This window comes from Rhizomonospora bruguierae (assembly GCF_018397995.1).
GTDB lineage: Bacteria > Actinomycetota > Actinomycetes > Mycobacteriales > Micromonosporaceae > Rhizomonospora > Rhizomonospora bruguierae.
Genome location: NZ_BBQH01000021.1, coordinates 30,042 through 55,565, shown reverse-complemented (window position 1 = coordinate 55,565; position 25,524 = coordinate 30,042). Strand labels below are relative to the sequence as shown.

Here is a 25,524-nt window from a genome sequence, read left to right as displayed (position 1 = left end):
TTATGGTGACCGATCCTTGGTATCGGTCAGTCGTGGAAGCGCACAGTACCGGCGGGCGACCCCTGCGGGTCGCCCTCGTCGCCCCGCCCTACTTTGACGTGCCCCCGGCCGGGTACGGCGGCGTCGAGGCGGTGGTGGCGGACCTGGCCGATGCTCTCGTCGAACGGGGCCACCACGTCACGCTGCTGGGAGCCGGCCGCAGCGGTACCCGCGCCGAGTTCGTGCGCCTGTGGGACCGCCCGGTGGCCGACCGGATCGGTGAGGCGTTCCCGGAACTGGCGCACGCCGCGATCGCCCGCGCGGCGATCCACCGCCTCGACCGCTCGCACCGGTTCGACGTGGTGCACGACCACACGCTCGCCGGCCCGCTGAACGCGGCCTCCTACAGCGCCGCCGGGCTGCCCACGGTGGTCACCGTGCACTGCTCGGTCAACGACGACCTGCGCCGGATGTACGGCTCGCTCGGCAGCGACGTGGGGCTCATCGCGATCAGCGAGCGGCAGCGCGCCCTGGCCCCCGAACTGAACTGGGTGTCCACCGTCTACAACGGACTACGGGTCGGCGGCTGGCCGTACCGCAGCCGCAAGGGCGACTTCGCCCTGTTCCTCGGCCGGTTCCACCCGCAGAAGGCGCCGCACCTGGCCATCGAGGCGGCGCACGCGGCGCAGATCCCGCTGGTGCTGGCCGGCAAGTGCTCCGAGCCGGTCGAGCGCACCTACTACGCCCGCGAGGTGGCGCCCCGGCTCGGCCCGGACGACCGGGTGTACGGGGTCGCCGACGCCGCCGCCAAGCGCATCCTGCTCTCCCAGGCGCGCTGCCTGCTGTTCCCGATCGTCTGGGAGGAGCCGTTCGGGATGGTGATGATCGAGGCCATGGCCTGCGGCACCCCGGTCGTGGCGCTGCGCGGCGGCGCCGTCCCCGAGGTCGTCGTGCCCGGCGTGACCGGGCTGATCTGCGAGGACCCCGCGCAGTTGCCGGCGGCCCTGACCCAGGTGGGCGAACTGGACCCGGCCGCCTGCCGCACGCACGTGGCCACCGCGTTCAGCGTGGACCGGCTCGCCGCCGGCTACGTGGCCGCGTACCGGCGGGCGATCGCCGGGCGCACCAGCGAACCCAGCCTCGTGCTGCCGGTCAGCCGGCCTCGAGCACCATACCGGCGCCTACCGTCCGGTTCGTCGACTCGTCGATGACGATGAACCCGCCGGTGCTCCGGTTCCGGCGGTAGCCGTCGGCGAGCAGCGGGACCGTGGTGCGCAGCCGGACCCGGCCGATCTCGTTCAGCCCCAACTCGGTGGCGCCCTCGTCGCGGTGCAGGGTGTTCACGTCCAGCCGGTACTGGAGGCCGCGCACGATCGCCCGGGCGGACCGGGTGGTGTGCTTGATCGCGTACTTGCCGCCGGTGCGCAGCGGCGCCGTCTCGTCCATCCAGCAGATCATCGCCTCGATGTCCTGCGCGGTGGACGGCGCGTTGTTCGGCCGGCAGATCATGTCGCCGCGGGAGACGTCCAGTTCGTCCGCGAGGCGCACGGTCACCGACATCGGCGGGAACGCCTCGGCGACCGGGCCGTCCGCGGTCTCGATCGCGGCGATCCGGGTGGTGAACCCGGACGGCAGCACCATCACCTCGTCGCCCGGCTTCAGCACACCCGAGGCGACCTGCCCCGCGTACCCCCGGAAGTCGGTGACCGTGGTGGACTGCGGCCGGATCACGTACTGCACCGGGAACCGCACGTCGACCAGGTTGCGGTCCGAGGCGATGTGCAGGTGCTCCAGGTGGTGCAGCAGCGAGGGGCCTTCGTACCAGGGCATCTTCTCGGACCGGCTGACGATGTTGTCGCCGAGCAGCGCGGAGACCGGGACGACGGCCAGGTCGGGCGCCTCCAGCTTCGCCGCGAACGAGGTGAACTCGTCCGCGATCCGCTCGAAGACCTCCTGCGAGTAGTCGACCAGGTCCATCTTGTTCACACACAGCACGATGTGCGGGACACGCAGCAGCGAGCAGAGGAACGCGTGCCGGCGGGACTGCTCCACCAGCCCCTTGCGGGCGTCGACCAGGATCAGCGCCAGGTCCGCGGTGGACGCCCCGGTCACCATGTTCCGGGTGTACTGGATGTGCCCGGGCGTGTCCGCGATGATGAACTTCCGCCGCGGGGTGGCGAAGTACCGGTACGCCACGTCGATCGTGATGCCCTGCTCCCGCTCGGCGCGCAGGCCGTCGGTGAGCAGCGCCAGGTTGGTGTACTCGTCGCCGCGCGCCGCGCTGACCGCCTCGACCGCCTCGAGCTGGTCGGTGAACAGCGACTTGGTGTCGTACAGCAGGCGACCGATCAGAGTGGACTTGCCGTCGTCCACACTGCCGGCCGTGGCGAACCGGAGCAGGTCCATCGGGCGGGACTCGGCGGCCCGGCCCTCGGTGAGCGTGGCGGTCATCAGAAGTACCCCTCCCGCTTGCGGTCCTCCATGGCGGCCTCGCTGACCCGGTCGTCGCCCCGGGTGGCACCGCGCTCGGTGATCCGGGTGGCCGCCACCTCCTCGATCACCGTGGCGACCGTGTCGGCGTCCGAGCGTACGGCCGCGGTCTGCGAGGCGTCGCCCACGGTGCGGTACCGGACCCGGGCCGTGAACGGCGTCTCCCCCGGCCGGGTCCGGAAGAACTCGTTGACCGCGTACAGCATGCCGTCCCGCTCGACCACCTCGCGGTCGTGCGCGAAGTAGATCGACGGGAGTTCCAGCCGCTCGCGGGCGATGTAGTGCCAGACGTCCAGCTCGGTCCAGTTCGACAGCGGGAACACCCGGATGGACTCGCCCGGGTGATGCCGGCCGTTGTACAGCGCCCACAGCTCGGGGCGCTGGTTCTTCGGGTCCCACTGGCCGAACTCGTCGCGGAAGCTGAACACCCGCTCCTTGGCCCGCGCCTTCTCCTCGTCCCGGCGGGCGCCGCCGAACAGCGCGTCGAACCGGTACTTCTCGATCGCGGCCAGCAGCACGGGGGTCTGGATGCGGTTGCGGGTGCCGTCCGTCAGCTCCCGGACCAGGCCCGACTCGATCGCCTCCGGCACGCTCGCGACCACCAGTTGCAGCCCCAACTCGGCGACCCGGGCGTCCCGGAAGGCCAGCACCTCCGGGAAGTTGTGCCCGGTGTCGACGTGCATCACCGGGAACGGGACCCGGGCCGGGGCGAACGCCTTCTCGGCGAGCCGGAGCATGACGATCGAGTCCTTGCCGCCGGAGAACAGCAGCACCGGCCGTTCCAGCTCGGCGACCACCTCGCGCATGACGAAGATGCTCTCCGCCTCCAGCGCGTCCAGATGGGAGACGCGGTATGCGGCTGCTGCCTGGCTCATGGTTTCCAGACCTCTCAACTAGATCACGCCAACGACGAGCGCTACGCCACCGTGTGCGCCCGCAGCGCCGCGAGCAGGCGGGGTCCCAGGTCCTTCCGACAGACGATCAGGTCAGGCAGCCGGGGATTCGCCTGATTGTATTTCAGCGTGGCGCCGTCGATCCGGGAAGCGTGTAGGCCCGTGGCCATGGCCACAGCCACCGGCGCGGCCGAGTCCCACTCGTACTGGCCGCCGGCGTGCACGTAGGCATCGACTTCACCGGATATCACTGCGGCGATCTTAGCGCCGGCCGAGCCCATCGGGACCAGCTCGGCGCCCACCTCGTCGGCCAGGCCCGCCAGGAACGCGGGCGGCCGGCTGCGGCTCGCGGCCAGCCGGATCGGCCCGCCGGCGGCGGACGTCGCGCTCATCGGCGGGTACGGCGGCGGCGGGTCCGAGCCGAGCACCCGGTGCTGGGCGGGCAGGGCGACGGCGCCCGTGGCCAGCCCGTGGCCGGCCCCGGACCCGCGGGACCACAGCGCCACGTGCACCGCCCAGTCGGACCGGCCCGGCTCGCTGTACTCGCTGGTGCCGTCCAGCGGGTCGACGATCCACACCCGGTCGGCGGTGACCCGGGACGGCCCGTCGTCGCGCACCGCGGCCCGGGCGTCCGCGTCCTCCTCCGACAGCACGGCATCCCCCGGCCGCCACCGGGCCAGTTCGCTGCGCAGCAGGTCGTGGGCGAGCTTGTCGCCGGCCTGCCGGAGCCCGGCCGGGTCGTCGAAGCCCACCTCGGCGCGGGTGGCCAGGAGCAGTTCGCCGGCCCGCTCCGCCAGCCAGCGGGCGAACGCGGCGTCCGACACGGGTGGGTGTGGATCGTGGACCATCAGTACGCTCCCGAGCCTCGCGCGACCGCCGTGAGCGTCCGCAGCAGGATCACCACGTCGAGGGACAGGGACCAGTTCTCGACATACCACAGATCCAACCGGACCGCCTCCTCCCAGGGCAGGTCCGAACGGCCGGAAACCTGCCACAGCCCCGTAAGCCCCGGCTTGACCGCCAGGCGCCGCAGCGCGTCGTCCGGGTAGGCCGCGACCTCGCGCGGCAGCGGAGGGCGGGGACCGACCAGCGACATGTGCCCGAGCACGACGTTGCCCAGCTGCGGCAGCTCGTCCAGAGACAGCCGTCGAAGTATACGGCCGGCGGGGGTGATCCGCGGATCTTGCCGGATCTTGAACAGGACGCCGTCCGACTCGTTCAGGTGCGCCACCTCGCGCCGGCGCTCCTCGGCATCCCCGTACATCGTGCGGAACTTCAGCATGACGAACTCGCGGCCGCCGCGGCCCACCCGGCCCTGCCGGAACAGCACCGGACCGGGCGAGGTGGCGCGCACCAGGGCGGCCAGCGCGAGCAGGACCGGGCAGAGCAGCACCAACATCGCCGAGGCGGCCACCCGGTCCACCAGTTCCTTGACCACCCGGCTGCCGCCGGCCAGCCGGGGATGCTCCACGTGCAGCATCGGCAGCCCGTCCACCGGGCGGATCGTGGTCCGGCCGCCGGCCACGTCGACCAGCGCGCTCGCCACGATCAGATCGGTGTCGTCCCGCTCCAGGTGCCAGGCCAGCCGGCGCAGCCGCACCCCGTCCAGTTCGGGGCAGGACAGCACGATCACCGTGTCCGCCCCGGCTGCCGCGACCGCCTCCGCCACGTCGTCGAACGTCCCGTACACCGGGACGCCGGCCACGCCGTCGTGCACCGGCGGCAGGCAGGCGCCCACCACCTCCAGCCCGTGGTACCGCTCGCGGCGCAGTTGCCGGGTCAGGTGCAGGACGGCCAGTTCGTGCCCGACCACGATCACCCGGCGCAGGCACTCGCCCCGGCGGCGCGCCCGGTGCAGCCGCTTGCGCAGCGCGAACCGGACCAGCACCCCGGTCGCCGTGGCGGTGGGCAGCGCCAGCACCACGTACGAGCGGGCCAGCGGCAACTCCAGCGCGTACGCCACGATCGCCGCCGCCGCGATCAGCCCCAGCCCGGCCCGGATCACCCGGGCGTACTCCTCCGAGCCGACGAACAGGTACCGGCGCTCGTAGGCGCGGTTCAGCGCCAGCGCGCCGGTGAACACCAGCGGCAGCAGCACCGTGAGTAGGAAGTAGATCCGGTTGTACGCGGTGACCGTCTGCCCGAACCGCACCCCGAACGCCAGCCCGCCGCCGGCCAACCCCACGGCCAGGTCGGCCAGGACCAGCCCCCGCACGTACCGCCCCGCCCAGCCAAGCCGGCGCCGCGGCGCGGCCGGCGCGCGCCGGAACAGGCTCCGGTACGGCGGGTTGATCGGGGCCGCGACCGCGGCGGGATCGGGTGGTGGTGGACCCGCCGACGCCAGCGTCAGCGTGGTCTCGTCGGGTTCCTCCGGCGACCCTGCGCGCACGAGTCCTCCCCGCGGGTTCCCGGACGCGTCCCGGCACGCGTCCGAGATGACCAACGGGTGAGCGCGCAGAGCGACACGGGAGTGGCCGGTGGGGCGGTCAGGCGCCGTTGTAGGCGTTCTGCGCCCAGGCGACGCCCTTCGTGATGACCGCCTCGGCCACGTCGGCCGTCCGGTCGACCAGGAACTCCAGTTCCTTGCGCTCGGCGGCGGAGAAGTCCGACAGCACGAAGTCCGCCGGGTCCTGGCGGCCGGGCGGGCGGCCGATGCCGAACCGCACCCGCGCGTACTGCTTGCCGCCCAGCGACTTCGACATCGAGCGCAGCCCGTTGTGGCCGCCCTCGCCGCCGCCGAGCTTGGTCCGCACCTGCCCATACGGCAGGTCCAGCTCGTCGTGGACGGCGATCACGTGCTCCAGCGGCACCTTGTAGAACTGGCACAGCGCCGCGACCGGGCCGCCGGAGAGGTTCATGTAGGTCAGCGGCTTGGCCAGCACCAGCCGGGGACCGCCGAGGCCCAGCCGCCCCTCGGCCACCGCCGCGACCGCCCGGCGCGACCGGCCGAACTTCGCGCCCACCCGCCCGGCCAGCAGGTCGGCCACCATGAAGCCGACGTTGTGCCGGTTGCGGGCGTACCCCTTGCCGGGGTTGCCCAGCCCGACCACCAGCCACGGCCCGGCGGCGTGGGTGTCGGCGTCCATCCCGGCCTCCTGACACGTCGAGGCGCCCCCGGCCGGACACGCCGGGGACGCCCGATCCCGCTCCGCTCGTTACCCGGCTCAGCTCTCGGCGGTCGCCTCGGCCGGCACGTTCTCGGTCGGCTCCTCGACGGCCTCGGCCGCCTCGGTCTCCGCCGCCTCGGTCTCGCCCTCGAGCTGCTCGGCCGACGGCGCCACCGACACCACCGCGATGATGGCCTCGGGGTCGCTCACCAGCTCGACGCCGCTCGGCAGCTTCAGCTGCGCCGCGGTCACCTGCGAGCCCGCCTCGAGGCCCTCGACCGAGGCCTCCAGGTTCTCGGGCAGGTGCAGCGCCTCGGCGGTGACCGACATCCGGTCCAGCTCGTGCATGACCAGGGTCCCCCTGGCCGCCTCGCCGACCACGATCACCGGCACGTCCACGGTCACCTTCTCGCCCCGGCGGACCAGCAGCAGGTCCACGTGCTCGAAGCTGTCTTTGATCGGGTCCTTCTGGATCGCCTTCGGCAACGCGAGCGCCTGGGTCCCGTCGGACAGGTCGATCGCGAACACCTGGTTGATGCCACCGTGCCGGAGCGCGGCGGCGAACTCCCGCGCGGGCAGCGCGATGTGCTTGGGCTTCTCGCCGTGGCCGTACAGCACGGCGGGCACCTTGCCGGCCCGGCGGGTACGGCGGGCCCCACCCTTGCCGAACTCGGTACGCAGTTCGGCGCTGATCTTCACCTCGGACACGGAAGTGCTCCTGTTGTTTCGTCAGACTGGCTGCTGCGGTGCCGGGGAGAGGGAGGTGCGCGCGGGGCACGGGCCCGAGCACCGCGTCGATCACGGAACCCTGGTCGGCCCAACCGCCGCGTGACGGGGGCCGCCCACGAAGCACCCTCGCCGTGGCAACCGTCCTAGCCTACCCTGACAGACCCCTGCCGTTCACGCCGGGTCCGCGAATCCGACTCCGCGCGCTGTGGCGGGAGGGCCGGGTGAGGTCAGCTCAGCCCGCCGAAGAGGGTGGTGACCGAGCCGTCGTCGAAGACCTCGCGGATGGCCCGGCCCAGCAGCGGCGCGATCGACAGCACGGTGATCTTGTCGAGTCGCTTCTCCGGGGGCAGCGGCAGCGTGTTGCAGACCACCACCTCGCTGATCTGGCTGTTCTTCAGCCGCTCGGTGGCCGGGTCGGACAGCAGCGGGTGGGTGGCGGCGACCACGATCTCGGCGGCGCCGGAGGCGCGCAGGATCTCGGCGGCCTTGGTGATCGTGCCGCCCGTGTCGATCATGTCGTCGACGATCAGGCAGACCCGGTCCTCGACCTCGCCCAGCACCCGGTTGGCGACCACCTGGTTGGGCTTGAGCGGGTCGCGGGTCTTGTGGATGAAGGCCAGCGGACAGCCGCCGAGGCGGTCGGTCCAGCGCTCGCCGACCCGGACCCGGCCGGAATCGGGGGCGACCACCGTCATCGGCCGGCCGGCGTACTTGCGCTCGATGTAGCTGGCCAGCGTGTCCATGGCGAACAGGTGGTCCACCGGGCCGTCGAAGAAGCCCTGGATCTGGGCGGTGTGCAGGTCGACCGTGAGGATCCGGTTGGCCCCGCAGGTCTTGAGCAGGTCGGCCACCATCCGGGCGGAGATCGGCTCGCGGCCGCGGTGCTTCTTGTCCTGTCGCGAATACGGGTAGTACGGGAGCACCACGGTGATGCGCTTGGCGGAGCCGCGCTTCAGCGCGTCCACCATGATCAGGGTTTCCATCAGCCAGGTGTTCACGCCGTGGGTGATGGACTGCACCACGAACGCGTCCGAGCCGCGGACCGACTCCTGGTACCGGACGAAGATCTCGCCGTTGGCGAACTCGTACGCCGTGGTGGGCGTCGGGGCGATCCCGAGGATCTCACCGATCTCCGCGGTCAACTCCGGAAAGGCGCGGCCGGAGAAGAGCATCAGGCTCTTGCGGTTCTCGGCGACGATGCTGCCCATGAACGAGGCTCCCGTGCGGGTGGGGGGTGGTCGGATTACGCACCTGCAGTATCACCCGCGGGACCCCCGGCTCCGCCAGCCGACTCTCGGTGCGATGTCTCACCTCGCGCGCCCGCGCGAGCGGCGGCGTCGGCGTATGTGGTACCCGGGCGCTTGCGCGGCGTCCAGCCGGCGGAGTTGTGCTGGGGCGCCCGGGTGATCGCCAACGCCCCGGGAGGGACGTCCTGGGCGACCGCGCTGCCGGCGGCGGTGAACGCGCCCGCCCCGATCCGGACGGGCGCCACGAGCACGCTGTTGCTGCCGACGAAGGCGGCCTCGCCCACCTCGGTGTGGTGCTTGTTGACGCCGTCGTAGTTGGCGAAGATCGTCCCGGCGCCGACGTTGGCCTTCGGACCGATCGTGGCGTCCCCGGCGTAGCTGAGGTGGGGCACCTTGGCGCCGGCGCCCAGGGTGGCGTTCTTGGTCTCCACGAACGCCCCGACCTTCGCCCGTTCCTCCATCCGGGTACCCGGGCGCAGGTACGAGAAGGGACCGACGGTGGCGCCCTCCCCGATCACCGCCTCCTCGGTGTGGCTGCGCAGCACCGTGGCGCCCGCACCGATCGTGGTGTCGATCAGCGTGCAGTCCGGACCCACGACCGCCTCCGCGCCGACCACCGTGGCGCCGCGCAGCTGGGTGTTCTGGTCCACCACCGCGTCCCGCTCCAGCCGGACGGTCACGTCGATCCAGGTGGTTGCGGGGTCGAGGATGGTGACCCCGGAGAGCATCCACTCCCGGTTGACCCGGTCGCGCAGCAGCGCGCGCAGGGCGGCGAACTCGGACCGGTCGTTGCAGCCGAGCGTCTCGGTGACGTCCGTGGCCAGGTGCGCGGCGATCGGGTGACCGGCCGCGCCGAGCAGGCCGAACACGTCCGTCAGGTACTCCTCGCCCTGGTCGTTGTCGGTGGACAGCTTGCCCAGGGCGGCCCGCAGCAGGGCGGCGTCGAACGCGTAGATGCCGGCGTTGATCTCCCGGATGGCGAGTTCCTCGGCGGTGGCATCCCGGTGCTCGACGATCCGCTCCACCCCGCCGCCGGGGGCGCGCACGACGCGGCCGAGGCCGGTCGGGTCGGGCACCTGGGCGGTGAGCACGGTCGCCGCGGCCCCGCCCGCCTCGTGCGCCTCGACCAGCGCGGTCACGGTCCGTGAGCGCAGCAGGGGCACGTCGCCGTTGAGCACGACGACGGTGCCGGTCGGCTCCGGTACCGCCGCCAGGGCGACGCGCACGGCGTGCCCGGTGCCCCGCTGCTCGGCCTGGAGCACCGCGGTGGCCTGCGGGGCGATCTCGGCGAGGTGCGCGGTGGCCTGGTCGGCGCCGAAGCCGACCACGACGACGGTGCGGTCGGCCGCCGCGGGCGCCGCGGCGGCCAGCACGTGACCGAGCAGCGTCCGGCCCAACAGCGGGTGCAGGACCTTCGGCAGTGCCGACTTCATCCGCTTGCCCTCGCCGGCGGCGAGGACGACCACGGTGCGGGCCTGGCTCACGATGGGACTCCCGTCACGGCGACAGCGAGGCGATACGGAGAGTGATGTGACTGCTCCCGGGAGAGGATTCGAACCCCTATAATCAGGACCAAAACCTGACGTCCTGCCATTAGACGACCCGGGACGGGCGGCGTCGGCCGCAGGTACACCTTACCGGTCCCGACCGTGGTGATTAGCCCACGGCATCCAGGGAACGCACAGTCAGCCGACATTCGCGGAGCACTGTCACACTACGGTCCCGTAGGTTACGGTGACGTAAGCGTAACCAGACCCCTTTGGTGAGGTGCCAATGCCGTCCACTATGGTCGATCAGCAGACAACCCCGAGTCAGGGCGGCCCCAAGCCGCTGACCGAGGGCCGCCAGTCCCTGGGCATCCTGATCGGCCTGTGGTCGTTCGTGGTGATCCCGTTCCTGGCCCTGATCGCGGCCGTGCCGGTCGCCTGGGGTGGCTGGCTGAGCTGGACCGACGTGGCCATCGGGGCGGTCATGTACGTGATCTCCGGGCTGGGCATCACGGTCGGCTTCCACCGGTACCTCACCCACGGCTCATTCAAGGCCAAGCGCTGGCTGCGGATCACCCTGGCGATCGCCGGCACCCTCGCCGTGGAGGGCAACGTGACCCAGTGGGTCGCCGACCACCGGCGCCACCACGCCTTCTCCGACCTGGCGGGTGACCCGCACTCACCCTGGCGGTTCGGCGCCACCTTCTGGGGCCTGACCAAGGGCCTGCTGCACGCGCACGTGGGCTGGCTGTTCCACCGCGAGTTGTCCAACCGGTCGCGGTTCGCCCCGGACCTGCTCGCCGACAAGGACATCCGCCGCGTCGACAAAGGCTTCCCGCTGCTGATCGCCACCACGCTGATCGCGCCCGCCGCCGCCGGCGGGCTGGTCACCTGGTCGTGGCAGGGCGCGCTGACCGCGTTCTTCTGGGCCGGGCTGATCCGGATCGCGCTGCTGCACCACATCACCTGGTCGATCAACTCGGTCTGCCATGTGTACGGCGAGCGCCCGTTCGAGGTGCGCAACGGCGACAAGGCCACGAACTTCTGGCCGCTGGCGATCGTCTCGTTCGGCGAGAGCTGGCACAACCTGCACCACTCCGACCCCACCTGCGCCCGGCACGGCGTCGACCGGGGCCAGATCGACATCTCGGCCCGGGTGATCTGGCTGTTCGAGAAGGTCGGCGCGGTGTCCGACGTGCGCTGGCCGAAGGCGGAACGGCTGGACGCGAAGCGCGTCAAGATCGCAGCATGAGCGCCGCGGGCCGGTCCCAAGCCGGCCCGCCTGGCAGGATGGGTCCGGTGACCGATATCCCGCCCGTCCCGCCCGCGTCGCCCCCCAAGAACAGCTCCCGGGTGCGGATGTCCGCGACGCAACGGCGCGAGCAGTTGATAGCGATCGGGCGGCAGCTGTTCGCCGAGCGCGGTTTCGATGCCACCTCCATAGAGGAGGTGGCCTCCCGCGCCAAGGTCTCCAAACCCGTCGTGTACGAGCACTTCGGGGGCAAGGAGGGCCTATACGCGGTGGTGGTGGACCGGGAGGTCCGCTCGCTGCTGTCCCGAATCACCACCGCCCTCACCGCCGGGCACCCCCGCGAACTGCTGGAGCAGGCCGCCCACGCGCTGCTCACGTACATCGAGGAGGAGACCGACGGGTTCCGGGTGCTGGTCCGCGAGTCGCCGCCGATGTCCGCCACCGGCAATTTCTCCAGCGTGCTCAACGACATCGCGCACCAGGTCGAGCACATACTCGGCGCCGAGTTCAAGACCCGCGGGTACGACCCGAAGCTCGCCGAACTGTACTCGCAGGCCCTGGTCGGCATGGTGGCCCTGACCGGCCGGTGGTGGCTGGAGGTGCGCAAGCCACGCCGCGAGACGGTCGCCGCGCACCTGGTGAACCTGGCCTGGAACGGCCTGTCCCACCTCGAGGCGAAGCCGACGATGCCGACCCGAAGCGGCGGGCGGTAGCTACCGGCTCACGTCCGCGCCGGCCTCGCGCAGGCGGTGCATGGGTACCGTGTCCGCGAGGTTGCCCGTCTGGCTGTAGAGCCCCGCCGCGATCAGCAGCAGGCCGAACACCAGCATGGCGAGCGCGTTGACCATGGAGAGCGCGAAGACGTTCGCCCGCGTCTGCATGACCGCCATGGCCGCGAAGCCGGCGCCCACGAAGATCCAGCCGATGACCATCAGCGGGAAGTGCAGCAGCCGGCCGTCGACCAGCGCGCAGGCCAGCACGACCGCGCCCGTGACGATGGACAGGATCGCGAACGCCAGGTTCGTGCGCAGCAGCAGCACCCAGGTGCCGTGCCGGTCGAACGCCGGCTGGCCCCAGGTACGGGTCGCGCCCAGGATCCCGAAGGCCAGCACGTACGCGCCGATCAGGAAGGTCAACACCCGGTAGAACGGCCGTAGCGGGTGGTTGACCGGGTAATGCGCCATATCCGGATTGTGCGCCCGATACCGGGGGCGCGCAGCCGGGTCACACGGACGCGCGCTCCGCCTCCCGGTCGACTGCCTGGACGGCGCCACCCTCGGCGGGCGGGACGGACGCCGGCCGCACCGGGCCGACCTTGCCGTACAGGCCGGCGGTCACCAGCATCAGGCCGACCGCGTACGCGACGATACAGGTGATGATCGTGAAGTTGAGGACGTTGGCGTCGGTGTGCGACACCAGCATCGACAGCGTGCCGATCCCGATCAACGACCAGCCCAGGTAGTTGTTCAGCAGGACGTCCAGGTTGCGGCCGACCAACACGCCGGCCAGCACGACCACGCCGAGCACCAGGAAGATCACCGCCAGCGTGAGGTTCGCGCCCTGACCGAGCACGCGCGCGTCGCTGCGGCCGATCCCCTTCTCGTCGCCCGTGGTGACCAGGCCCACCACGCCGAAGACCACCAGGTACAGGCCGGTGAGCGCGACCAGGGTCCGGTAGAACGGGCGGAGCGGGTGGTTGACGGGTGTGTGCATGCTGATCTCCCGCGCGGGTCGGCTGCTCGGTTAGCCAAGATTGTTGCGTACGTCGGCTCCGGCAACCCTATCGGGGCCGCTCGAGCGCCCGCTCACGCCTCCGGTGCGGTCTCCGCCAGCGCCAACCACGCCTCCTCGACCCGGGTCCGCTCGGCCTGGACCTCCTTGAGCCTGGCGTCCAGTTCGGCCAGGCGGGCGTAGTCCGTGGCGTGCTCGGCGAGCTGCCCGTGCAGCCGGGCCTCCTGCTGCTCCAGCCGCTCCACCTGCCGCTCCAGCCGGGCCAGCTCCTTGCGGGCCGCCCGACTGTCGACACCCGGGGTCCGGGGCGGCGCCGGGACCGCCGCCGAGGGCCGCTGCGAAACGCGCTCCAGGTACTCGTCCACGCCGCCCGGCAGGTGGGTCAGCCGCCCGTCGCCCAGCAGCGCGTACGCGGCGTCGGTGACCCGCTCGACCAGGTACCGGTCGTGGCTGGCCACGATCAGCGTCCCCGGCCAGGTGTCCAGCAGATCCTCCAGGCTGGCCAGGGTGTCCGTGTCCAGGTCGTTGGTGGGCTCGTCGAGCAGCAGCACGTTCGGCTCGGCGGCCAGCAGCCGCAGCAGCTGCAACCGGCGCCGCTCGCCGCCGGACAGGTCCGCGACGTGGGTCCAGAGCCGCCGGTCGGTGAAGCCGAAGACCTCGGCGAGCTGCGCGGCGGACAGCTCCCGGTCGCCGAGCCGGACCCGGCGGGCGACCTCCTCCACCGACTCCAGCAGGCGCAGCTCGCCGGACAGCTCGGCCAGCTCCTGGGACAGGAACGCCGGGCGCACCGTCGACCCGACGGTCACCCGCCCGCCGTCGGCCCCGCGGACGCCGGCCAGCACCCGCAGCAGCGTGGTCTTGCCGCTGCCGTTGGCGCCCAGCAGCGCGACCCGGTCCCCCGGCCCCACCTGCCACGTGACGCCGGAGAGGATCCGCTTCGGGCCGGCCGCCAGGTCGACGTCGCGCAGCTCGTACACCTGCTTACCGAGCCGGGAGACGGCCAGCCGCTGAAGCGACACCGAATCCCGCGGCGGCGGCACGTCGGCGATCAGCGCGTTGGCCGCGTCGATCCGGAACTGGGGCTTGGACGTGCGCGCCGGCGGGCCCCGGCGCAGCCAGGCGATCTCCTTGCGGAGCAGGTTCTGCCGGCGCGCCTCGGCCGCCGCCGCCAGCCGCTCCCGCTCCGCCCGGGCCAGCGTCCAGGCGGCGTACCCGCCGTCGTACACCCGGACCGTCTCGTCCGCGACCTCCCAGGTGCGGGTGCACACGGCGTCCAGGAACCAGCGGTCGTGGGTGACCACCGCCAGCCCGCCCCGCCGGCCGTTGAGGTGCCCGGCCAGCCAGTTGATGCCGGCCACGTCCAGGTGGTTGGTGGGCTCGTCCAGGATCAGCAGGTCGGCGGCGCGCACCAGCAGCGCCGCCAACGCCACCCGGCGCCGCTCACCGCCGGACATCGGGCCGACCGGCTGGTCCAGGCCCAGTCCCGGCATGCCGAGCCCGTCCAGGATCGTGCGCACCCCGGCGTCGCCAGCCCACTCGTGCTCCGCGCCGAACCCCTCCGGCAACCACGCGGTACCCAGCACGACATCCCGCACGGTGGCCTCGGGGGCCAGCTCCAGTGCCTGCGGCAGGCTCGCCACGCGCAGGTCCCGCCGGTGCGTCACCCGCCCCTCGTCCGGCTCCTCCGCCTTCGTGATCAGCCGCAGCAGGGTGCTCTTGCCAGCGCCGTTGAGGCCGACCACGCCGACCCGGTCGGCGTCGTCCAGGCCCAGGGACACATCGGTCAGCAGCCGCCCGGCCGCGCCGTACCCCTTGGACACCCGGTCCAGGTTGACGATGTTGACCATCAGACGATGCGCGCCCCGGCCACCGGACCGTGTGCCGTGCGGGCCGCCCGACACACCCCCGCCGCCGCCAGGTCCGCGGCAAGCTTCTCGGCGCCCGGCCGGTCCCGGGCCAGGAACACGCAGGACGGGCCCGATCCGGAGACGATCGCCGCCAGGGCGCCCGCCTCCAGGCCCGCCGAGAGGGTCTTGCCCAGCGCCGGCCACAGCGCCAGCGCGGCCGGTTGCAGGTCGTTGCCGAGCGCGGCGCCCAGCACCGCCGGGTCCCGCTGCCGCAGCGCCGCGAGCAGGTCGTCCGGGGCGTCGACCGATCGGGGCGCCTCCCCCGCCGCCCGCATCCGGTCGATCTGGGCGTACACCTCCGGCGTGGCCAGGCCGCCGTCGGCCAGCGTCACCACCCAGTGCCACGAACCCGCCCGGGCCAGCACCGGGCTCACCGCCTCACCCCGCCCGGTGCCCAACGCGGTACCGCCGTGCACCAGGAACGGCACGTCCGAGCCGATCCGTCCGGCGATCACCGCCAGTTCCTCCCGGCTCAGCCCGGTACCCCACAGCGCGTCGCAGGCCACCAGCGTGGCGGCGGCGTCCGCGCTGCCCCCGGCCAGCCCGCCCGCCAGCGGGATCTGCTTGCGCAGGTGCAGCCGCGCGTGCGCCCGCACCCCGGCGTAGTCGGCCAGTTCCCGGGCCGCCCGCATGATCAGGTTGCTCTCGTCGAGCGGCAACTCGCCGGCGCCCTCCCCCTCCATGGTCAGCGTGAGGGTGTCGCCCCGGCGCGCGGTCAGCTCGTCGTACAGGGAGATGGCGTGGTAAACCGTGCTGACCTCGTGGTAGCCGTCCCCCCGCAACGGGCCGACCCCGAGGTACAGATTGATCTTCGCGGGGACCCGTACCCGGACCGAGCCGGCCCCCGCCGGCCGCGGCCGGTCGCCCCCCTCGCCCTCCGGCGGCCACCAGGCTTCGGTCACGGAGTGACGTCCCGGATCGGCAGGCGGATGTCGAACGGCCGCTCCAATACCAGCTCCACGGTCGAATCCGCGACCGGCTTGTCCGCGCCGCCGACCAACTCGTCCGCGAAGACGTGCACCGGGTCCTGCTCGATTCGCCAGTAGTGGCGGATGCCAGCCGCGGCGTACTGCGCCGGCTTTTCGATCCGATCGCGCCGCCACGTGCCGGGCGACACCACCTCGACCGCCGGCACGACGTGCTCGACCGGCACGTCGTGCCGGTCGAACGCCACACCCTCGCGCCGCGCCAGCAGCACGTCCGGCTCGAAGCTCTGGTCGCCCAGCCGCTGACGGTGCAGGTCGGGGCCAGCCCAACCACGGCGCTCGGGCGGAACCGCTTCGGCGCTCATGGAGCCCACCTCCTTGCCGGCACCCCGCCAGCCTACTCGGGGGCGGTGTGGCGGGCGGGGCCGGCGGCGGCCACGGCGGTGAACTGCCCGACCGTGAGCTGCTCGCCGCGGACGCCCGGATCCACGCCGGCGGCGCGCAGCACCCGCTCCGCGCGGTCCGGGCCGCCGGCCCACCCCGCCAGCGCGGCGCGCAGAGTCTTGCGGCGCTGGGCGAACGCGGCGTCGACGACGGCGAACACGGCGGCCCGCGGGACGTCCGGGCGGGGCGGCTCCCGACGGGCGAAGGCGACCAGGCCGGAGTCCACGTTCGGGACCGGCCAGAAGACGTTCGGCGGCACCCGGCCGGCGGGGCGGGCGGACGCGTACCAGGCGAGCTTGACGCTGGGCACCCCGTAGACGCGGCCGCCGGGCGCGGCGGTGAGCCGGTCCGCGACCTCCTTCTGCACCATGACCAGCCCGTGCCGGATAGTGGGCAGCTCCGCCAGCAGGTGCAGCACCACCGGGACGGCGACGTTGTACGGCAGGTTCGCCACCAGCGCGGTCGGCGGCGGGTCCGCCAGGTCGGCGGCGGTGACCCGGAGGGCGTCGGCGGCGTGCACCCGGAGCCGGCCGGCCAGGTCGGGGGCGCGCGCCGCCACCGTGACCGGCAGGGCGGCGGCCAGGGTCGGGTCCAGTTCGACGGCGTGCACCACCCGGGCGGCCGGCAGCAGCGCGAGGGTGAGCGAGCCGAGGCCGGGGCCGACCTCGACGGCCACGTCGTCGGGTTCCAGCGCGGCGGCGGCGGCGATCCGGCGGACGGTGTTCGGGTCGTGGACGAAGTTCTGGCCGAGCCGCTTGGTGGGGGTGACGCCGTGCCGGGCGGCCAGTTCGCGGATCTCCGCCGGGCCCAACAGCCCGGTCACGGAATCAATCTTTCGCCCGGCGCGCTCACGGGGCACTGCGCGCCGCCCGGCCCGCTCCGGGCGCTTCTCGCGCTCACGGGCGCCACGGGCCGAACACCCGCTCGCCGGTCGCCGAGATCGCCGCGCACAGCCCGTCCAGGTCCGCCCCGGTGACCTCGGCGAGCGCGCGGACGGTCAGCGGGATCAGGTACGAGGCGTTGGGGCGACCCCGGTACGGGCTGGGGGTGAGGTAGGGGGCGTCGGTCTCGACCAACAGCTGCTCCGGCGGCGTCACCCTCGCGGCGGCGCGCAGGTCACCCGCGCTGGTGAAGGTGACCGTGCCGGCGAAGCTCAGCACGTACCCCCGCCGCACGCACTCGGCGGCGAACGCCTCGTCGCCGGAGAAGCAGTGCAGCACGACCGTTTCGGGGGCGCCCTCCTCGTCCAGGATCTCCAGGACCCGGGCGTGCGCGTCCCGGTCGTGGATCACCAGCGCCTTGCCGTACCGCTTGGCGACGGCGATGTGGGCCCGGAAGCTCGCCTCCTGCGCGGCCCGGCCCTCCTCCCCGGTGCGGAACGTGTCCAGGCCGGTCTCGCCGACGCCGCGGACCCGCTCGTGGCCCGCCAGCGCCTCGATCGCGCGCAGCGCCTCGTCCAGCGTGCCGGCGGCGGCCAGGGTGGGCGCCTCGTTCGGGTGCAGCGCCACCGTGGCCAGGATCGCCGGGTGCCGCTGGGCGGCGGCCACGCCCCAGCGGGAGGATCCGACGTCCACCCCGACCTGGACCAGCCGGTCCACCCCGGCGGCCGTGGCGATCTCGATGGCGGTGGCGAGCGGGTCGCCGCCCGGCGGGGTGCCGGGGATGCCCGCCTCCGCGACGGTGATGTCCAGGTGCGTGTGGCTGTCGAGCACGGGTGCGGGCAGCGGCGGCGGCGCCGGCGGGAACTCGCCCCGGCGCTGGCGGGCCCGCTCCCGGCGGGACTCGGTGACCTCGCTCATCGCCGCCCAGCATCACACAACGACCGGGCCGGCATGTTTACGGGGAGTTCATGAGCGGACCGTAGCGTGCGGGGCGTGACCGTAAGCTCTCCGACCGCAATGGCCGGAATACGGGTGCTGTACGCCGGTACGTCCTACCCGGCGGAGCCCGTGGCCGGCGGCGCGGCCTACGAGATCTTCAGTGACGGGCCGGCCGAGGGGTTCGTCCTCGGCCGGGGCGGTCGCCACCGCCGGTTCGTGCACGCGTCGGAGGTCAGCGCGGTCGAGGGGACCGTCGAACTGGCCGCCGACCAGCCGTTGACCGCGCCGGTCAGCCGGGCCGTCGGCTGGGAGCAGATCCAGCGGCTGAGCCAGGGGCGGGTGCGCAACCCGCTGCTGGCGGCGGTCCGCGCCAGCGCGACCGTGCGGCGCGGCACCCGCATGGTCAAGCCGCTGTCGGCGCGGCAGGTCGCCGGGTACCTGGGCGGCTGGCAGCCGCACGGCTTCTGCTACCGGCAGTACGACGTCGCCCACCTGCGCACCCCGGCGGGTTTGGTGATCCTCAGCGGGACCGGCGAACCGCCCGGCGAGGTCGCCTTCGCGCTGCGCTGGCGGGCGGTGGACGCCAGCGACTACCACGTGCCGGCCGCCGCGTACGCCGGGCTGACCGCGCTCCCGCCGCACGACCGGGTGGGCCCACCGGTGCTCGGTACCGGCTTCGCGCCCAGCGGGTCCCAGCTCATCCCCGAGTTCGTCACCGCCGACCTCGCCGACCTGCCGCTGCCGGCCAACGCCGCCTTGCTGGCGTACACCGAGGACGCCAGCGAGGTGGTGCTCTACACGTACCAGCCGGAGCAGCGCGGCTGGCTGCGGATGGCCGGTCCACAGTGGCGGCAGCTGCTCGCGGCGCTGCCCGGCGTCGCCCCGGACCAGGAGTACCTGCCCGTGCCGGCCGGCGCCGGGCCCAGCCGGCTGGTGGGGCGCTACCAGGGCGCCGAGTACGAGGCGGTCGCCGACCCGCCCGAGGAGTTCCGGGTGCTGGCGATGACCCGCGCCGCCCGCTACCAGGTCGAGTCGCTGAGCCGGCGCACCCCGTACGCCACCTGGCGCGGCACCGCCTGCACGGTGGTCCGCTCCGAGGGCGCCTGGTCGCGGCTGCGGCTGTGTCGCCCCGAACCGGACGCGGTGGCCGCGCTCGGCGCGCAGTGCTACGAGCGCGGCGTGTACGAGGCGTGGGCTCCCACCGCCGAGATCGGCGACGCGGTCGAGGCCGACTTCCCGTACCCGATGGCCGATCAGTAGGGGTGGCGCATCAGGTCGCCGACCCACTCGGGCTGGGCCACCGGCCCGGTCGCCGCGAACTCCCGCGGGTACGGCTTGATGTCCAGCACCGGGGGCACGTCGCCCCAGCCGTCCTCGCACCACTCCTCGCGCCCGCCGATGACCCGCCCGACCGGGTTGACCGTGAAGCTCACCCGCCCAGCCTCGCCAGCTCCTCGTCCACGATGGACGGCTCGAGCTTGCGGAAGACCGGCTTCGGCGGCGCGAGCGGCGTCCCCGGCACCAGCGGCACCGACTCCCACCGCGTGCCCTGCGCGTAGTCGCCGGTCAGGATCGGGTACGACCCGTCGGTGTCGAGATCCTCCACCTCGACGATCCGCGGCATCGGTGCGTGCACCCCCGTGCCGCCCAGCAGCTCGTGGACCTTCTGCGCGGAGTGCGGCAGGAACGGCGTGAGCAGCGTGTTCGCGTCCTTGACCACCTGGAGGGCGACGTGCAGCACCGTGCCCATCCGCTCCCGGTCCTCCTTGAGCTTCCACGGCGCCTGCTCGGACAGGTACTTGTTCGCCTCCGCGACCACCCGCATCGCCTCGCCGATCGCCTGCTTCTGGCGGTGCCTGGCGATCAGGTCGCCCACCGCGGGGAAGCCGCCGCGGGCGACCGCGAGCAGCGCGTCATCCTCGACCGTCAGCCCGGCCGCGCCGACCGGCGGCACCGCGCCGAAGTTCTTCGCCGCCATCGAGACGGACCGGTTGACCAGGTTGCCCCAGCCGGCCACCAGCTCGTCGTTGTTGCGGCGCAGGAACTCGGCCCAGGTGAAGTCCGTGTCCTGGCTCTCCGGGCCGGCCACCGCGATGAAGTACCGCAGCGCGTCCGCGTCGTACCGCTCCAGGAAGTCCCGCACGTAGATGACCACCTGGCGGGACGAGGAGAACTTGCGCCCCTCCATGGTCAGGAACTCGCTGGAGACCACCTCGGTGGGCAGGTTGAGCAGCCCCAGCTGCCCCGGCTCGCCGCCCCGGTCGCCCTCCCCGTCGTACCCGAGCAGCAGCGCCGGCCAGATCACCGAGTGGAAGACGATGTTGTCCTTGCCCATGAAGTAGTAGCCGCGGGCCTCGCTGCCCTCGGCGCCCGCCGACCACCAGCGCCGCCACGCCTCCGGGTCGCCCGAGCGCCGGGCCCATTCGATGGACGCGGACAGGTAGCCGATGACGGCGTCGAACCAGACGTAGATCCGCTTGTCCGGCCGCTCCCGCCAGCCCTCGATCGGGATCGGCACGCCCCACTCCAGGTCCCGGGTGATCGCCCGGGGCTGGAGGTCGTCCAGCAGGTTCCGGCTGAACCGCAGCACGTTGGGGCGCCAGCCCTCCCGCCCGGCCAGCCACTTGCCGAGGGCCTGCGCGAACGCCGGCAGGTCCAGGAAGAAGTGCTCGGTCTCGACGAACCTGGGCGTCTCACCGTTGATCTTCGACCGGGGGTTGATGAGCTGGTCCGGGTCCAACTGGTTGCCGCAGTTGTCGCACTGGTCGCCGCGGGCGCTGTCGTACCCGCAGATCGGGCAGGTTCCCTCGATGTACCGGTCGGGCAGGGTGCGCCCGGTGGACGGGGAGATCGCGCCCATCGTCGTCTTCGGCACGATGTACCCGTTGCGGTACAGGCCCTCGAACAGCTCCTGCACGACGGCGTAGTGGTTGCCGGTGGTGGTGCGGGTGAACAGGTCGTACGACAGGCCCAGCCCGTGCAGGTCCTGGACGATCACCCGGTTGTACCGGTCGGCCAGTTCGCGGGGGGTCACGCCCTCCTTGTCCGCCTGCACCTGGATCGGCGTGCCGTGCTCGTCCGTGCCGGAGACCATGAGCACGTCGTGCCCGGCCATCCGCATGTACCGGCTGAACACATCCGCGGGTACCCCGAAGCCGGACACGTGGCCGATGTGGCGCGGGCCGTTGGCGTAGGGCCAGGCGACCGCGGCGAGAACGTGGCTCATGTGGTCCAAGCGTAGTTTCCCTCCGACACGCGCCGTCAAATCCACCCGGCAGCGACGGAAAGTAGTGCAATGAGCACATGGCGGAGGCGGATGTTTCTGGCAAGCTTCACGATTCGGGCGGGACGGCCGTGGCGGCCACCGGCTCGGCGGCCCACGATCGGCCGCTGTGGACGACCGCCGGCGGCCCCGACGACGGCTGGCTGCTCAGCCGACCCGCGCCGACGCCGTCCCGCGCCCCGCGCCCGCCCCGGCGCCCGGTGTTCGGGCTGCCCGCGACGGTCGTCTTCGCGCTGCTCGCCGCGTTCTTCGGCTGGGTCAGCGCGGAGCCGCTGTGGCTGGCGCTGGGGCACGCCGAGCGCGGCACCGCCACGGTCATCCGCTGCGCCGGGGACGGCGTGACCGAGCGCTGCGTCGGCGACTTCTCCGCACCCGGCTTCACCGCCGAGGGCGTCGCCCTGCTCAACCTGCCGCCCGGCGAGCACGGCGCGGACTCGCGGGTCCCGGCACTCATGGTGTCGCCGGGTAGTTCGCGCGCCTACGCCGGGGCGGAGGTGACCGCGGGGGTGCACGTCCGCTGGGCGGTCGGGCTGGCGCTGACCCTCCTGTGCGGCCTCGGCATCGCCTGGGCCACCGGCGCCCGCCGCCTGGACCCGGCCCGCGCCCGGCACCTGGCGGTCCTGCTCAGCCTCGCGGCCCCCCTCGCCCTCGCCGCCACCTTCCTGGCCCTGGCCTTCTGAACCCACACCCGTGGCGCCCCGGTTCCGGGTGGTATGCCCGCTTTGGCCGGGGCTAGGAGTGGGCGGCGGTGTAGACGCGGCGGCGGGGGAGGTTGAGGGCGGCGGCGACGGCGGCGACGGCGTCCCGGCGGCTCAGGCCCGCCGCCTCGCGCTCGGCGACGGCGGCGCGCACCCGCTCGTCCGAGACCTCGGCGGCGGGCGCCGCCGGGGCGCCGGCCACCACGAGGGTGATCTCGCCGCGGAACGGCTCCCGCCCGGCGAGGTCCGCCAGCTCGCCGAGGGGCGCGCGGCGGATCTCCTCGTACGTCTTGGTCAGCTCCCGGCACAGCGCCGCGGGCCGGGCCGGGTCGAACGCGGCGGCCAGGTCGGCCAGCGTGGCGGCCAGCCGGTGCGGTGCCTCGAAGAAGATCAGGGTGCGCTCCTCCGCCGCCAGGACGGCCAGCCGGGACCGGCGCGCCCCGCCGGTACGCGGGAGGAAACCCTCGAAGCAGAAGCGGTCCGACGGCAGGCCGGAGAGCGCGAGCGCGGTGGTCACGGCACTGGGGCCCGGGGCGGCGGTGACCGGGACCCCCGCGTCCAGGGCGGCGGTGACGAGTCGGTACCCGGGGTCGGAGACGCTCGGCATGCCGCCGTCGGTGACCAGGGCGACCAGGGCACCCGCCAGCAGCGTGGCCAGCAGCTCGGGCGTGCGCCGCTCCTCGTTGCCCTCGAAGTAGGAGACCACCCGGGCGGTCAGCGGCACGTCCAGGTCGCGGGCCAGGCGGGCCAGGCGACGCGTGTCCTCGGCGGCGATGACGTCGGCGGCGGCGAGCGTCTCGCGTAGCCGGGCGGAGGCGTCCGCCACGTTGCCGAGCGGCGCCCCGCACAGGACCAGCCGTCCATCGGACACCTCGACACTCCAATCCCGCGGGACGGTAACCGCGCGTACCAGCTTGGCAGCCTACGATCACTGTCGTGACCCCGGCGGCGACAGACATCACGGTGAGCGCGAGCACCAGCACGGGTGAGAGCGACGATCCCCCGGCGGAGCGGGCGGGCGGGAGCATCCCGCAGATCGTCCGGCGCCGGCTCGCCCCGTTCGATGCCCGGCTCGACCCGTACTCGTGGGTGGCCACCGGCGTGGTGGTGCTGATCGCCGCGATCCTGCGCCTGGTCGGGCTGGACCACCCCAAGGGCATCATGTTCGACGAGACGTACTACGCCACCGACGCGTGGGACATGCTGACCCACGGGGTGGAGTGGGACGAGAACGCCAACGGCCCCGCGTACGTGGTGCACCCGCCGCTCGGCAAGTGGCTGATCGCGGCCGGGGAACGGGTCTTCGGGTACAACGAGTTCGGCTGGCGGGTGGCGGCCGCGGTCGCCGGCATCGTCTCCATCCTGATCGTCATCCGGATCACCCGGCGGATGTTCCACTCGACGGCGCTGGGCTGCGCGGCCGGCCTGCTGATGGCGCTGGACGGCTTCCACCTGGTGCTGTCCCGGGCGGCGCTGCTGGACATCTTCCTGCTGCTGTTCGTGGTGGCCGCGTTCGCCGCCCTGGTCCTGGACCGGGAGCAGCGCCGCGCCCGGTGGCTGGCGGCGATGGCGGAGGCCGCCGGGACGGGCCGCCGTCCTCGCCCCCGCTGGGACTGGCGCACCGGCGTCCCGTGGTGGCGGCTCGCCGCGGCGGTGCTGGCCGGTTGCGCGCTGTCCGTCAAGTGGAGCGCCATCTTCAACATCGTGCTGTTCGGCGTGCTGGTCCTGGTCTGGGAGTGGGGCGCGCGCCGCTCGGCCGGGCGGCGCACCCCGGCGCTGGACACGTTCCTGGACGAGATCGGCTGGCTGGTGCTCAGCGGCTTCGTGATCGCCGCGACGTACGTCGCGTCCTGGTCGGGCTGGCTGTTCACCGACGACGGCTACTTCCGGCACTGGCTGCGGGACACGGGCCAGCCGGAGCCGCCGATCATCGGCGCGCTGCGCAACCTGATCCACTACCACACCGAGGCGCTGAACTTCCACACCGGCCTCAGCACCACGCACCCGTACCAGTCGGAGCCGTGGCAGTGGCTGCTGCTGGGCCGGCCGGTGGCGTTCTCCTACACCGGCGACCTGCCGTGCAGCGCGCCGCCGTGCTCGTCGGAGGTGCTGCTGCTCGGCACGCCGCTGCTGTGGTGGTCGTTCATCCCGGCGCTGGTGGCGCTGGTCTGGTTCGCGATCGCCCGCCGCGACTGGCGCGCCTGGGCCATCCTGCTCAGCGTCGCCGCCACCATCCTGCCGTGGTGCTACTACGCGCTCCACGACAACCGCACGATGTTCTACTTCTACATCGCGCCGGCCCAGCCGTTCCTGGTCATGGCGGTGGTGTATGTGCTCGGCACGATCGTCACACCCGGCCCGGGTACGCCACCGACGGCGGACCGCCGGCTCATCGGCGGGGTGATCGTGGGCGCCTACGTGCTGCTGATCGCCATCTGTTTCGCGTACTTCCATCCGCTGTACGTGGGGACATCGATCCCGTACGAGGATTGGGCCAAGCACCTGTGGCTCGACGGCCGGTGGCGGTAGGCGACCGGCCGGCCCGCCCGGGGCGGAAAACCGGAGGCGAAAAGGGGCGCGCCCCGATCGCCTGCCACGGGGGAAGCGGGCGATAGGGGCGCGCTGGAGGCAAGCTTAGGGCACGGGGAACGGCGAGACAACGGGGAGTTTTCCCCGACTGAAAAGCGGACATTCCGCCGCCCTGCCCAAACCCGGCCGACGCGGCACCACCGGCCGGGTTTATTCGCCGGCCCGATGCTTCACCCCGTCGTACGCGAACTGGAGGAAGTCGGACGCGGCGATCGTGCTGAACGCCACCGCCACCAGCCGGGTCAGCCGGGGCGCGAACACCAGGCCCGAGGTGAGCCCCGTGCCGACCCAGACCGCCAGGCAGAACGGGCAGCTGATCAGCTCGCCGACGGCGTGCCGGAGCGGGTCGTGGTGCCGCACGTCCTCGTTCAACTCGCTCGCGCCCGCCGGCTCCCGGTACCGGGTGAACGGCGCCCGCAGCGGGCTGGTCACCGAGTCCTTGGCCAGGGCCCGGCTGAGCTTGTGGGTCGCGACGCCAAGCAGCACCACGTCGAACGGGCTGACCCGCTCCGGCGGGGTGCGCCCGGTCAGCCGGGCCAGGCCGGCCAGCGCGGCGACCACCCCGCCGTAGGCGCCCAGCGCCACGAGGTAGCCGCCGAGCGGGCGCTGCTCCCCGCCGGCGTAGCCGCGCTTGGCCCGTCGCGCGCGCTCGATCACCTCGCTCAACGCCCTACCTCCCGCGGCTGCCCACGACGACGTTCCGGTGCCTCGACGATCCGGTTACGTCCGCCAGTGTTACCCGACGCGCCCTGCGCTAAGCCTGCGGACGGGTGGGCGCGGGGGCATCGGAGTCGGTGACGTTGACGGTGGCGCCCGAGGTGGCGCCGTTCAGGGCGTCGAACCAGATCGCGCCGACAGCGACCGGGACGGAGCCGGCGAGGGCGGCGGTGGCGGCGAGCGCCGCCAACCCGGGACCGGTTCTGTGCATCGTGGAACCCCGTG

At 73.1% G+C, this 25,524-nt stretch carries 26 protein-coding genes and 1 tRNA gene; 6 read left to right on the top strand and 21 right to left on the bottom strand.

Annotated features, from left to right (window positions below; translation table 11 throughout):
• The first annotated feature begins 32 nt into the window (after nucleotides 1-32).
• Nucleotides 33-1,190 carry a glycosyltransferase family 4 protein gene (locus KJS59_RS12215; protein WP_249714064.1) on the top strand — a complete coding sequence of 386 codons (1,158 nt, stop codon included), beginning with the start codon at nucleotides 33-35 and terminating at the stop codon, nucleotides 1,188-1,190.
• Here the strand turns inward: KJS59_RS12215 and KJS59_RS12210 are convergent.
• The 9 genes from KJS59_RS12210 to KJS59_RS12170 all read right to left on the bottom strand — a co-directional run bounded on the left by KJS59_RS12210 (nucleotide 1,132) and on the right by KJS59_RS12170 (nucleotide 10,053).
• Entirely contained in the window at nucleotides 1,132-2,430 is a 1,299-nt protein-coding gene (locus KJS59_RS12210; protein ID WP_213452963.1) for a sulfate adenylyltransferase subunit 1, read from the bottom strand. The two genes, KJS59_RS12215 and KJS59_RS12210, sit on opposite strands and share 59 nt — an antisense overlap.
• Nucleotides 2,430-3,344: a sulfate adenylyltransferase subunit CysD gene (gene cysD, locus KJS59_RS12205; protein ID WP_213452962.1), complete on the bottom strand. Its 915-nt coding sequence runs from the start codon at nucleotides 3,342-3,344 to the stop codon at nucleotides 2,430-2,432. The genes KJS59_RS12210 and cysD overlap by 1 nt, the downstream gene beginning before the upstream one ends.
• Before the next feature lie 41 nt (nucleotides 3,345-3,385).
• Nucleotides 3,386-4,210, bottom strand: a complete 825-nt coding sequence (locus KJS59_RS12200) for a 3'(2'),5'-bisphosphate nucleotidase CysQ (protein WP_213452961.1) — start codon at nucleotides 4,208-4,210, stop codon at nucleotides 3,386-3,388.
• Nucleotides 4,210-5,751, bottom strand: a complete 1,542-nt coding sequence (locus tag KJS59_RS12195) for an exopolysaccharide biosynthesis polyprenyl glycosylphosphotransferase (RefSeq protein WP_249714063.1) — start codon at nucleotides 5,749-5,751, stop codon at nucleotides 4,210-4,212. The genes KJS59_RS12200 and KJS59_RS12195 overlap by 1 nt, the downstream gene beginning before the upstream one ends.
• A 97-nt stretch (nucleotides 5,752-5,848) precedes the next feature.
• On the bottom strand, nucleotides 5,849-6,448 hold the full coding sequence (pth, locus tag KJS59_RS12190) for an aminoacyl-tRNA hydrolase (RefSeq protein ID WP_213452960.1): 600 nt from the start codon (nucleotides 6,446-6,448) through the stop codon (nucleotides 5,849-5,851).
• 78 nt (nucleotides 6,449-6,526) lie between these two features.
• Complete coding sequence (locus KJS59_RS12185; protein WP_213452959.1) at nucleotides 6,527-7,177, bottom strand: 50S ribosomal protein L25/general stress protein Ctc; 651 nt, start codon at nucleotides 7,175-7,177, stop codon at nucleotides 6,527-6,529.
• 248 nt (nucleotides 7,178-7,425) lie between these two features.
• Nucleotides 7,426-8,406 (bottom strand): ribose-phosphate diphosphokinase, encoded by a 981-nt coding sequence (locus KJS59_RS12180; protein ID WP_213452958.1) that lies wholly within the window; start codon nucleotides 8,404-8,406, stop codon nucleotides 7,426-7,428.
• A gap of 35 nt (nucleotides 8,407-8,441) precedes the next feature.
• Nucleotides 8,442-9,929, bottom strand: coding sequence for a bifunctional UDP-N-acetylglucosamine diphosphorylase/glucosamine-1-phosphate N-acetyltransferase GlmU (gene glmU / locus KJS59_RS12175; RefSeq protein ID WP_213452957.1), 1,488 nt, complete (start codon nucleotides 9,927-9,929; stop codon nucleotides 8,442-8,444).
• Between the two features lie 53 nt (nucleotides 9,930-9,982).
• Nucleotides 9,983-10,053 (bottom strand) — tRNA-Gln (locus KJS59_RS12170).
• Between the two features lie 165 nt (nucleotides 10,054-10,218).
• Here KJS59_RS12170 and KJS59_RS12165 point away from each other — a divergent pair.
• Both KJS59_RS12165 and KJS59_RS12160 read left to right on the top strand, forming a co-directional pair.
• Nucleotides 10,219-11,184, top strand: a complete 966-nt coding sequence (locus tag KJS59_RS12165; RefSeq protein WP_213452956.1) for an acyl-CoA desaturase — start codon at nucleotides 10,219-10,221, stop codon at nucleotides 11,182-11,184.
• Nucleotides 11,185-11,291: 107 nt separating this feature from the next.
• Nucleotides 11,292-11,897, top strand: coding sequence for a TetR/AcrR family transcriptional regulator (locus tag KJS59_RS12160; protein ID WP_249714076.1), 606 nt, complete (start codon nucleotides 11,292-11,294; stop codon nucleotides 11,895-11,897).
• Here the strand turns inward: KJS59_RS12160 and KJS59_RS12155 are convergent, their stop codons facing one another.
• The 7 genes from KJS59_RS12155 to KJS59_RS12125 all read right to left on the bottom strand — a co-directional run bounded on the left by KJS59_RS12155 (nucleotide 11,898) and on the right by KJS59_RS12125 (nucleotide 17,991).
• Complete coding sequence (locus KJS59_RS12155) at nucleotides 11,898-12,368, bottom strand: DUF4383 domain-containing protein (protein WP_213452954.1); 471 nt, start codon at nucleotides 12,366-12,368, stop codon at nucleotides 11,898-11,900. It abuts the gene before it with no gap.
• Between the two features lie 40 nt (nucleotides 12,369-12,408).
• A complete protein-coding gene (locus KJS59_RS12150) occupies nucleotides 12,409-12,897 on the bottom strand; it encodes a DUF4383 domain-containing protein (RefSeq protein WP_213452953.1) in 489 nt (162 codons plus the stop codon).
• A 92-nt stretch (nucleotides 12,898-12,989) separates the two neighbouring features.
• Complete coding sequence (locus KJS59_RS12145; RefSeq protein ID WP_213452952.1) at nucleotides 12,990-14,762, bottom strand: ABC-F family ATP-binding cassette domain-containing protein; 1,773 nt, start codon at nucleotides 14,760-14,762, stop codon at nucleotides 12,990-12,992.
• The gene (locus tag KJS59_RS12140; protein ID WP_213452951.1) at nucleotides 14,762-15,724 is read right to left on the bottom strand and encodes a 4-(cytidine 5'-diphospho)-2-C-methyl-D-erythritol kinase; all 963 of its coding nucleotides are present in this window, start codon (nucleotides 15,722-15,724) and stop codon (nucleotides 14,762-14,764) included. The genes KJS59_RS12145 and KJS59_RS12140 overlap by 1 nt, the downstream gene beginning before the upstream one ends.
• Nucleotides 15,721-16,113: a Uma2 family endonuclease gene (locus tag KJS59_RS12135; RefSeq protein ID WP_213452950.1), complete on the bottom strand. Its 393-nt coding sequence runs from the start codon at nucleotides 16,111-16,113 to the stop codon at nucleotides 15,721-15,723. The genes KJS59_RS12140 and KJS59_RS12135 overlap by 4 nt, the downstream gene beginning before the upstream one ends.
• Before the next feature lie 32 nt (nucleotides 16,114-16,145).
• A complete protein-coding gene (rsmA, locus tag KJS59_RS12130; protein ID WP_213452949.1) occupies nucleotides 16,146-17,015 on the bottom strand; it encodes a 16S rRNA (adenine(1518)-N(6)/adenine(1519)-N(6))-dimethyltransferase RsmA in 870 nt (289 codons plus the stop codon).
• A 73-nt stretch (nucleotides 17,016-17,088) separates the two neighbouring features.
• Nucleotides 17,089-17,991: a TatD family hydrolase gene (locus tag KJS59_RS12125; protein WP_213452948.1), complete on the bottom strand. Its 903-nt coding sequence runs from the start codon at nucleotides 17,989-17,991 to the stop codon at nucleotides 17,089-17,091.
• Between the two features lie 99 nt (nucleotides 17,992-18,090).
• Here KJS59_RS12125 and KJS59_RS12120 point away from each other — a divergent pair, with 99 nt between their 5' ends.
• Nucleotides 18,091-19,272, top strand: coding sequence for a hypothetical protein (locus KJS59_RS12120; protein WP_213453038.1), 1,182 nt, complete (start codon nucleotides 18,091-18,093; stop codon nucleotides 19,270-19,272).
• On the opposite strand, the gene KJS59_RS12115 is transcribed toward KJS59_RS12120, so the two are convergent.
• Nucleotides 19,266-19,445 (bottom strand): hypothetical protein, encoded by a 180-nt coding sequence (locus KJS59_RS12115; protein WP_213452947.1) that lies wholly within the window; start codon nucleotides 19,443-19,445, stop codon nucleotides 19,266-19,268. The two genes, KJS59_RS12120 and KJS59_RS12115, sit on opposite strands and share 7 nt — an antisense overlap.
• Complete coding sequence (metG, locus tag KJS59_RS12110) at nucleotides 19,442-21,238, bottom strand: methionine--tRNA ligase (RefSeq protein WP_213452946.1); 1,797 nt, start codon at nucleotides 21,236-21,238, stop codon at nucleotides 19,442-19,444. Before metG ends, KJS59_RS12115 begins: the two co-directional genes overlap by 4 nt.
• Nucleotides 21,239-21,315: 77 nt before the next feature.
• On the opposite strand from metG, the gene KJS59_RS12105 reads away from it, so the two are divergent.
• On the top strand, nucleotides 21,316-21,975 hold the full coding sequence (locus tag KJS59_RS12105) for a hypothetical protein (protein ID WP_213452945.1): 660 nt from the start codon (nucleotides 21,316-21,318) through the stop codon (nucleotides 21,973-21,975).
• Nucleotides 21,976-22,027: 52 nt separating this feature from the next.
• Here the strand turns inward: KJS59_RS12105 and rsmI are convergent, their stop codons facing one another.
• Nucleotides 22,028-22,864, bottom strand: a complete 837-nt coding sequence (gene rsmI, locus KJS59_RS12100) for a 16S rRNA (cytidine(1402)-2'-O)-methyltransferase (RefSeq protein ID WP_213452944.1) — start codon at nucleotides 22,862-22,864, stop codon at nucleotides 22,028-22,030.
• 65 nt (nucleotides 22,865-22,929) lie between these two features.
• Here rsmI and KJS59_RS12095 point away from each other — a divergent pair, with 65 nt between their 5' ends.
• Nucleotides 22,930-24,522: a dolichyl-phosphate-mannose--protein mannosyltransferase gene (locus KJS59_RS12095; protein ID WP_376771157.1), complete on the top strand. Its 1,593-nt coding sequence runs from the start codon at nucleotides 22,930-22,932 to the stop codon at nucleotides 24,520-24,522.
• Nucleotides 24,523-24,732: 210 nt separating this feature from the next.
• Here the strand turns inward: KJS59_RS12095 and KJS59_RS12090 are convergent, their stop codons facing one another.
• Both KJS59_RS12090 and KJS59_RS12085 read right to left on the bottom strand, forming a co-directional pair.
• Entirely contained in the window at nucleotides 24,733-25,248 is a 516-nt protein-coding gene (locus tag KJS59_RS12090; protein ID WP_213452943.1) for a DUF1360 domain-containing protein, read from the bottom strand.
• An 88-nt stretch (nucleotides 25,249-25,336) separates the two neighbouring features.
• The gene (locus KJS59_RS12085; protein ID WP_213452942.1) at nucleotides 25,337-25,510 is read right to left on the bottom strand and encodes a hypothetical protein; all 174 of its coding nucleotides are present in this window, start codon (nucleotides 25,508-25,510) and stop codon (nucleotides 25,337-25,339) included.
• Nucleotides 25,511-25,524: the final 14 nt, after the last annotated feature.

Coding starts and splice junctions, on each gene's coding strand:
- KJS59_RS12125 (WP_213452948.1), bottom strand. CDS start 17,991: ATGAGCGAGGTCACCGAGTCCCGCCGGGAGCGGGCCCGCCAGCGCCGG.
- pth (WP_213452960.1), bottom strand. CDS start 6,448: ATGGACGCCGACACCCACGCCGCCGGGCCGTGGCTGGTGGTCGGGCTG.
- KJS59_RS12120 (WP_213453038.1), top strand. CDS start 18,091: ATGGCCGGAATACGGGTGCTGTACGCCGGTACGTCCTACCCGGCGGAG.
- metG (WP_213452946.1), bottom strand. CDS start 21,238: ATGAGCCACGTTCTCGCCGCGGTCGCCTGGCCCTACGCCAACGGCCCG.
- KJS59_RS12155 (WP_213452954.1), bottom strand. CDS start 12,368: ATGGCGCATTACCCGGTCAACCACCCGCTACGGCCGTTCTACCGGGTG.
- KJS59_RS12085 (WP_213452942.1), bottom strand. CDS start 25,510: ATGCACAGAACCGGTCCCGGGTTGGCGGCGCTCGCCGCCACCGCCGCC.
- KJS59_RS12135 (WP_213452950.1), bottom strand. CDS start 16,113: ATGAGCGCCGAAGCGGTTCCGCCCGAGCGCCGTGGTTGGGCTGGCCCC.
- KJS59_RS12200 (WP_213452961.1), bottom strand. CDS start 4,210: ATGGTCCACGATCCACACCCACCCGTGTCGGACGCCGCGTTCGCCCGC.
- KJS59_RS12105 (WP_213452945.1), top strand. CDS start 21,316: ATGGCGGAGGCGGATGTTTCTGGCAAGCTTCACGATTCGGGCGGGACG.
- KJS59_RS12210 (WP_213452963.1), bottom strand. CDS start 2,430: ATGACCGCCACGCTCACCGAGGGCCGGGCCGCCGAGTCCCGCCCGATG.
- KJS59_RS12145 (WP_213452952.1), bottom strand. CDS start 14,762: ATGGTCAACATCGTCAACCTGGACCGGGTGTCCAAGGGGTACGGCGCG.
- cysD (WP_213452962.1), bottom strand. CDS start 3,344: ATGAGCCAGGCAGCAGCCGCATACCGCGTCTCCCATCTGGACGCGCTG.
- KJS59_RS12165 (WP_213452956.1), top strand. CDS start 10,219: ATGCCGTCCACTATGGTCGATCAGCAGACAACCCCGAGTCAGGGCGGC.
- KJS59_RS12160 (WP_249714076.1), top strand. CDS start 11,292: ATGTCCGCGACGCAACGGCGCGAGCAGTTGATAGCGATCGGGCGGCAG.
- KJS59_RS12150 (WP_213452953.1), bottom strand. CDS start 12,897: ATGCACACACCCGTCAACCACCCGCTCCGCCCGTTCTACCGGACCCTG.
- KJS59_RS12180 (WP_213452958.1), bottom strand. CDS start 8,406: ATGGGCAGCATCGTCGCCGAGAACCGCAAGAGCCTGATGCTCTTCTCC.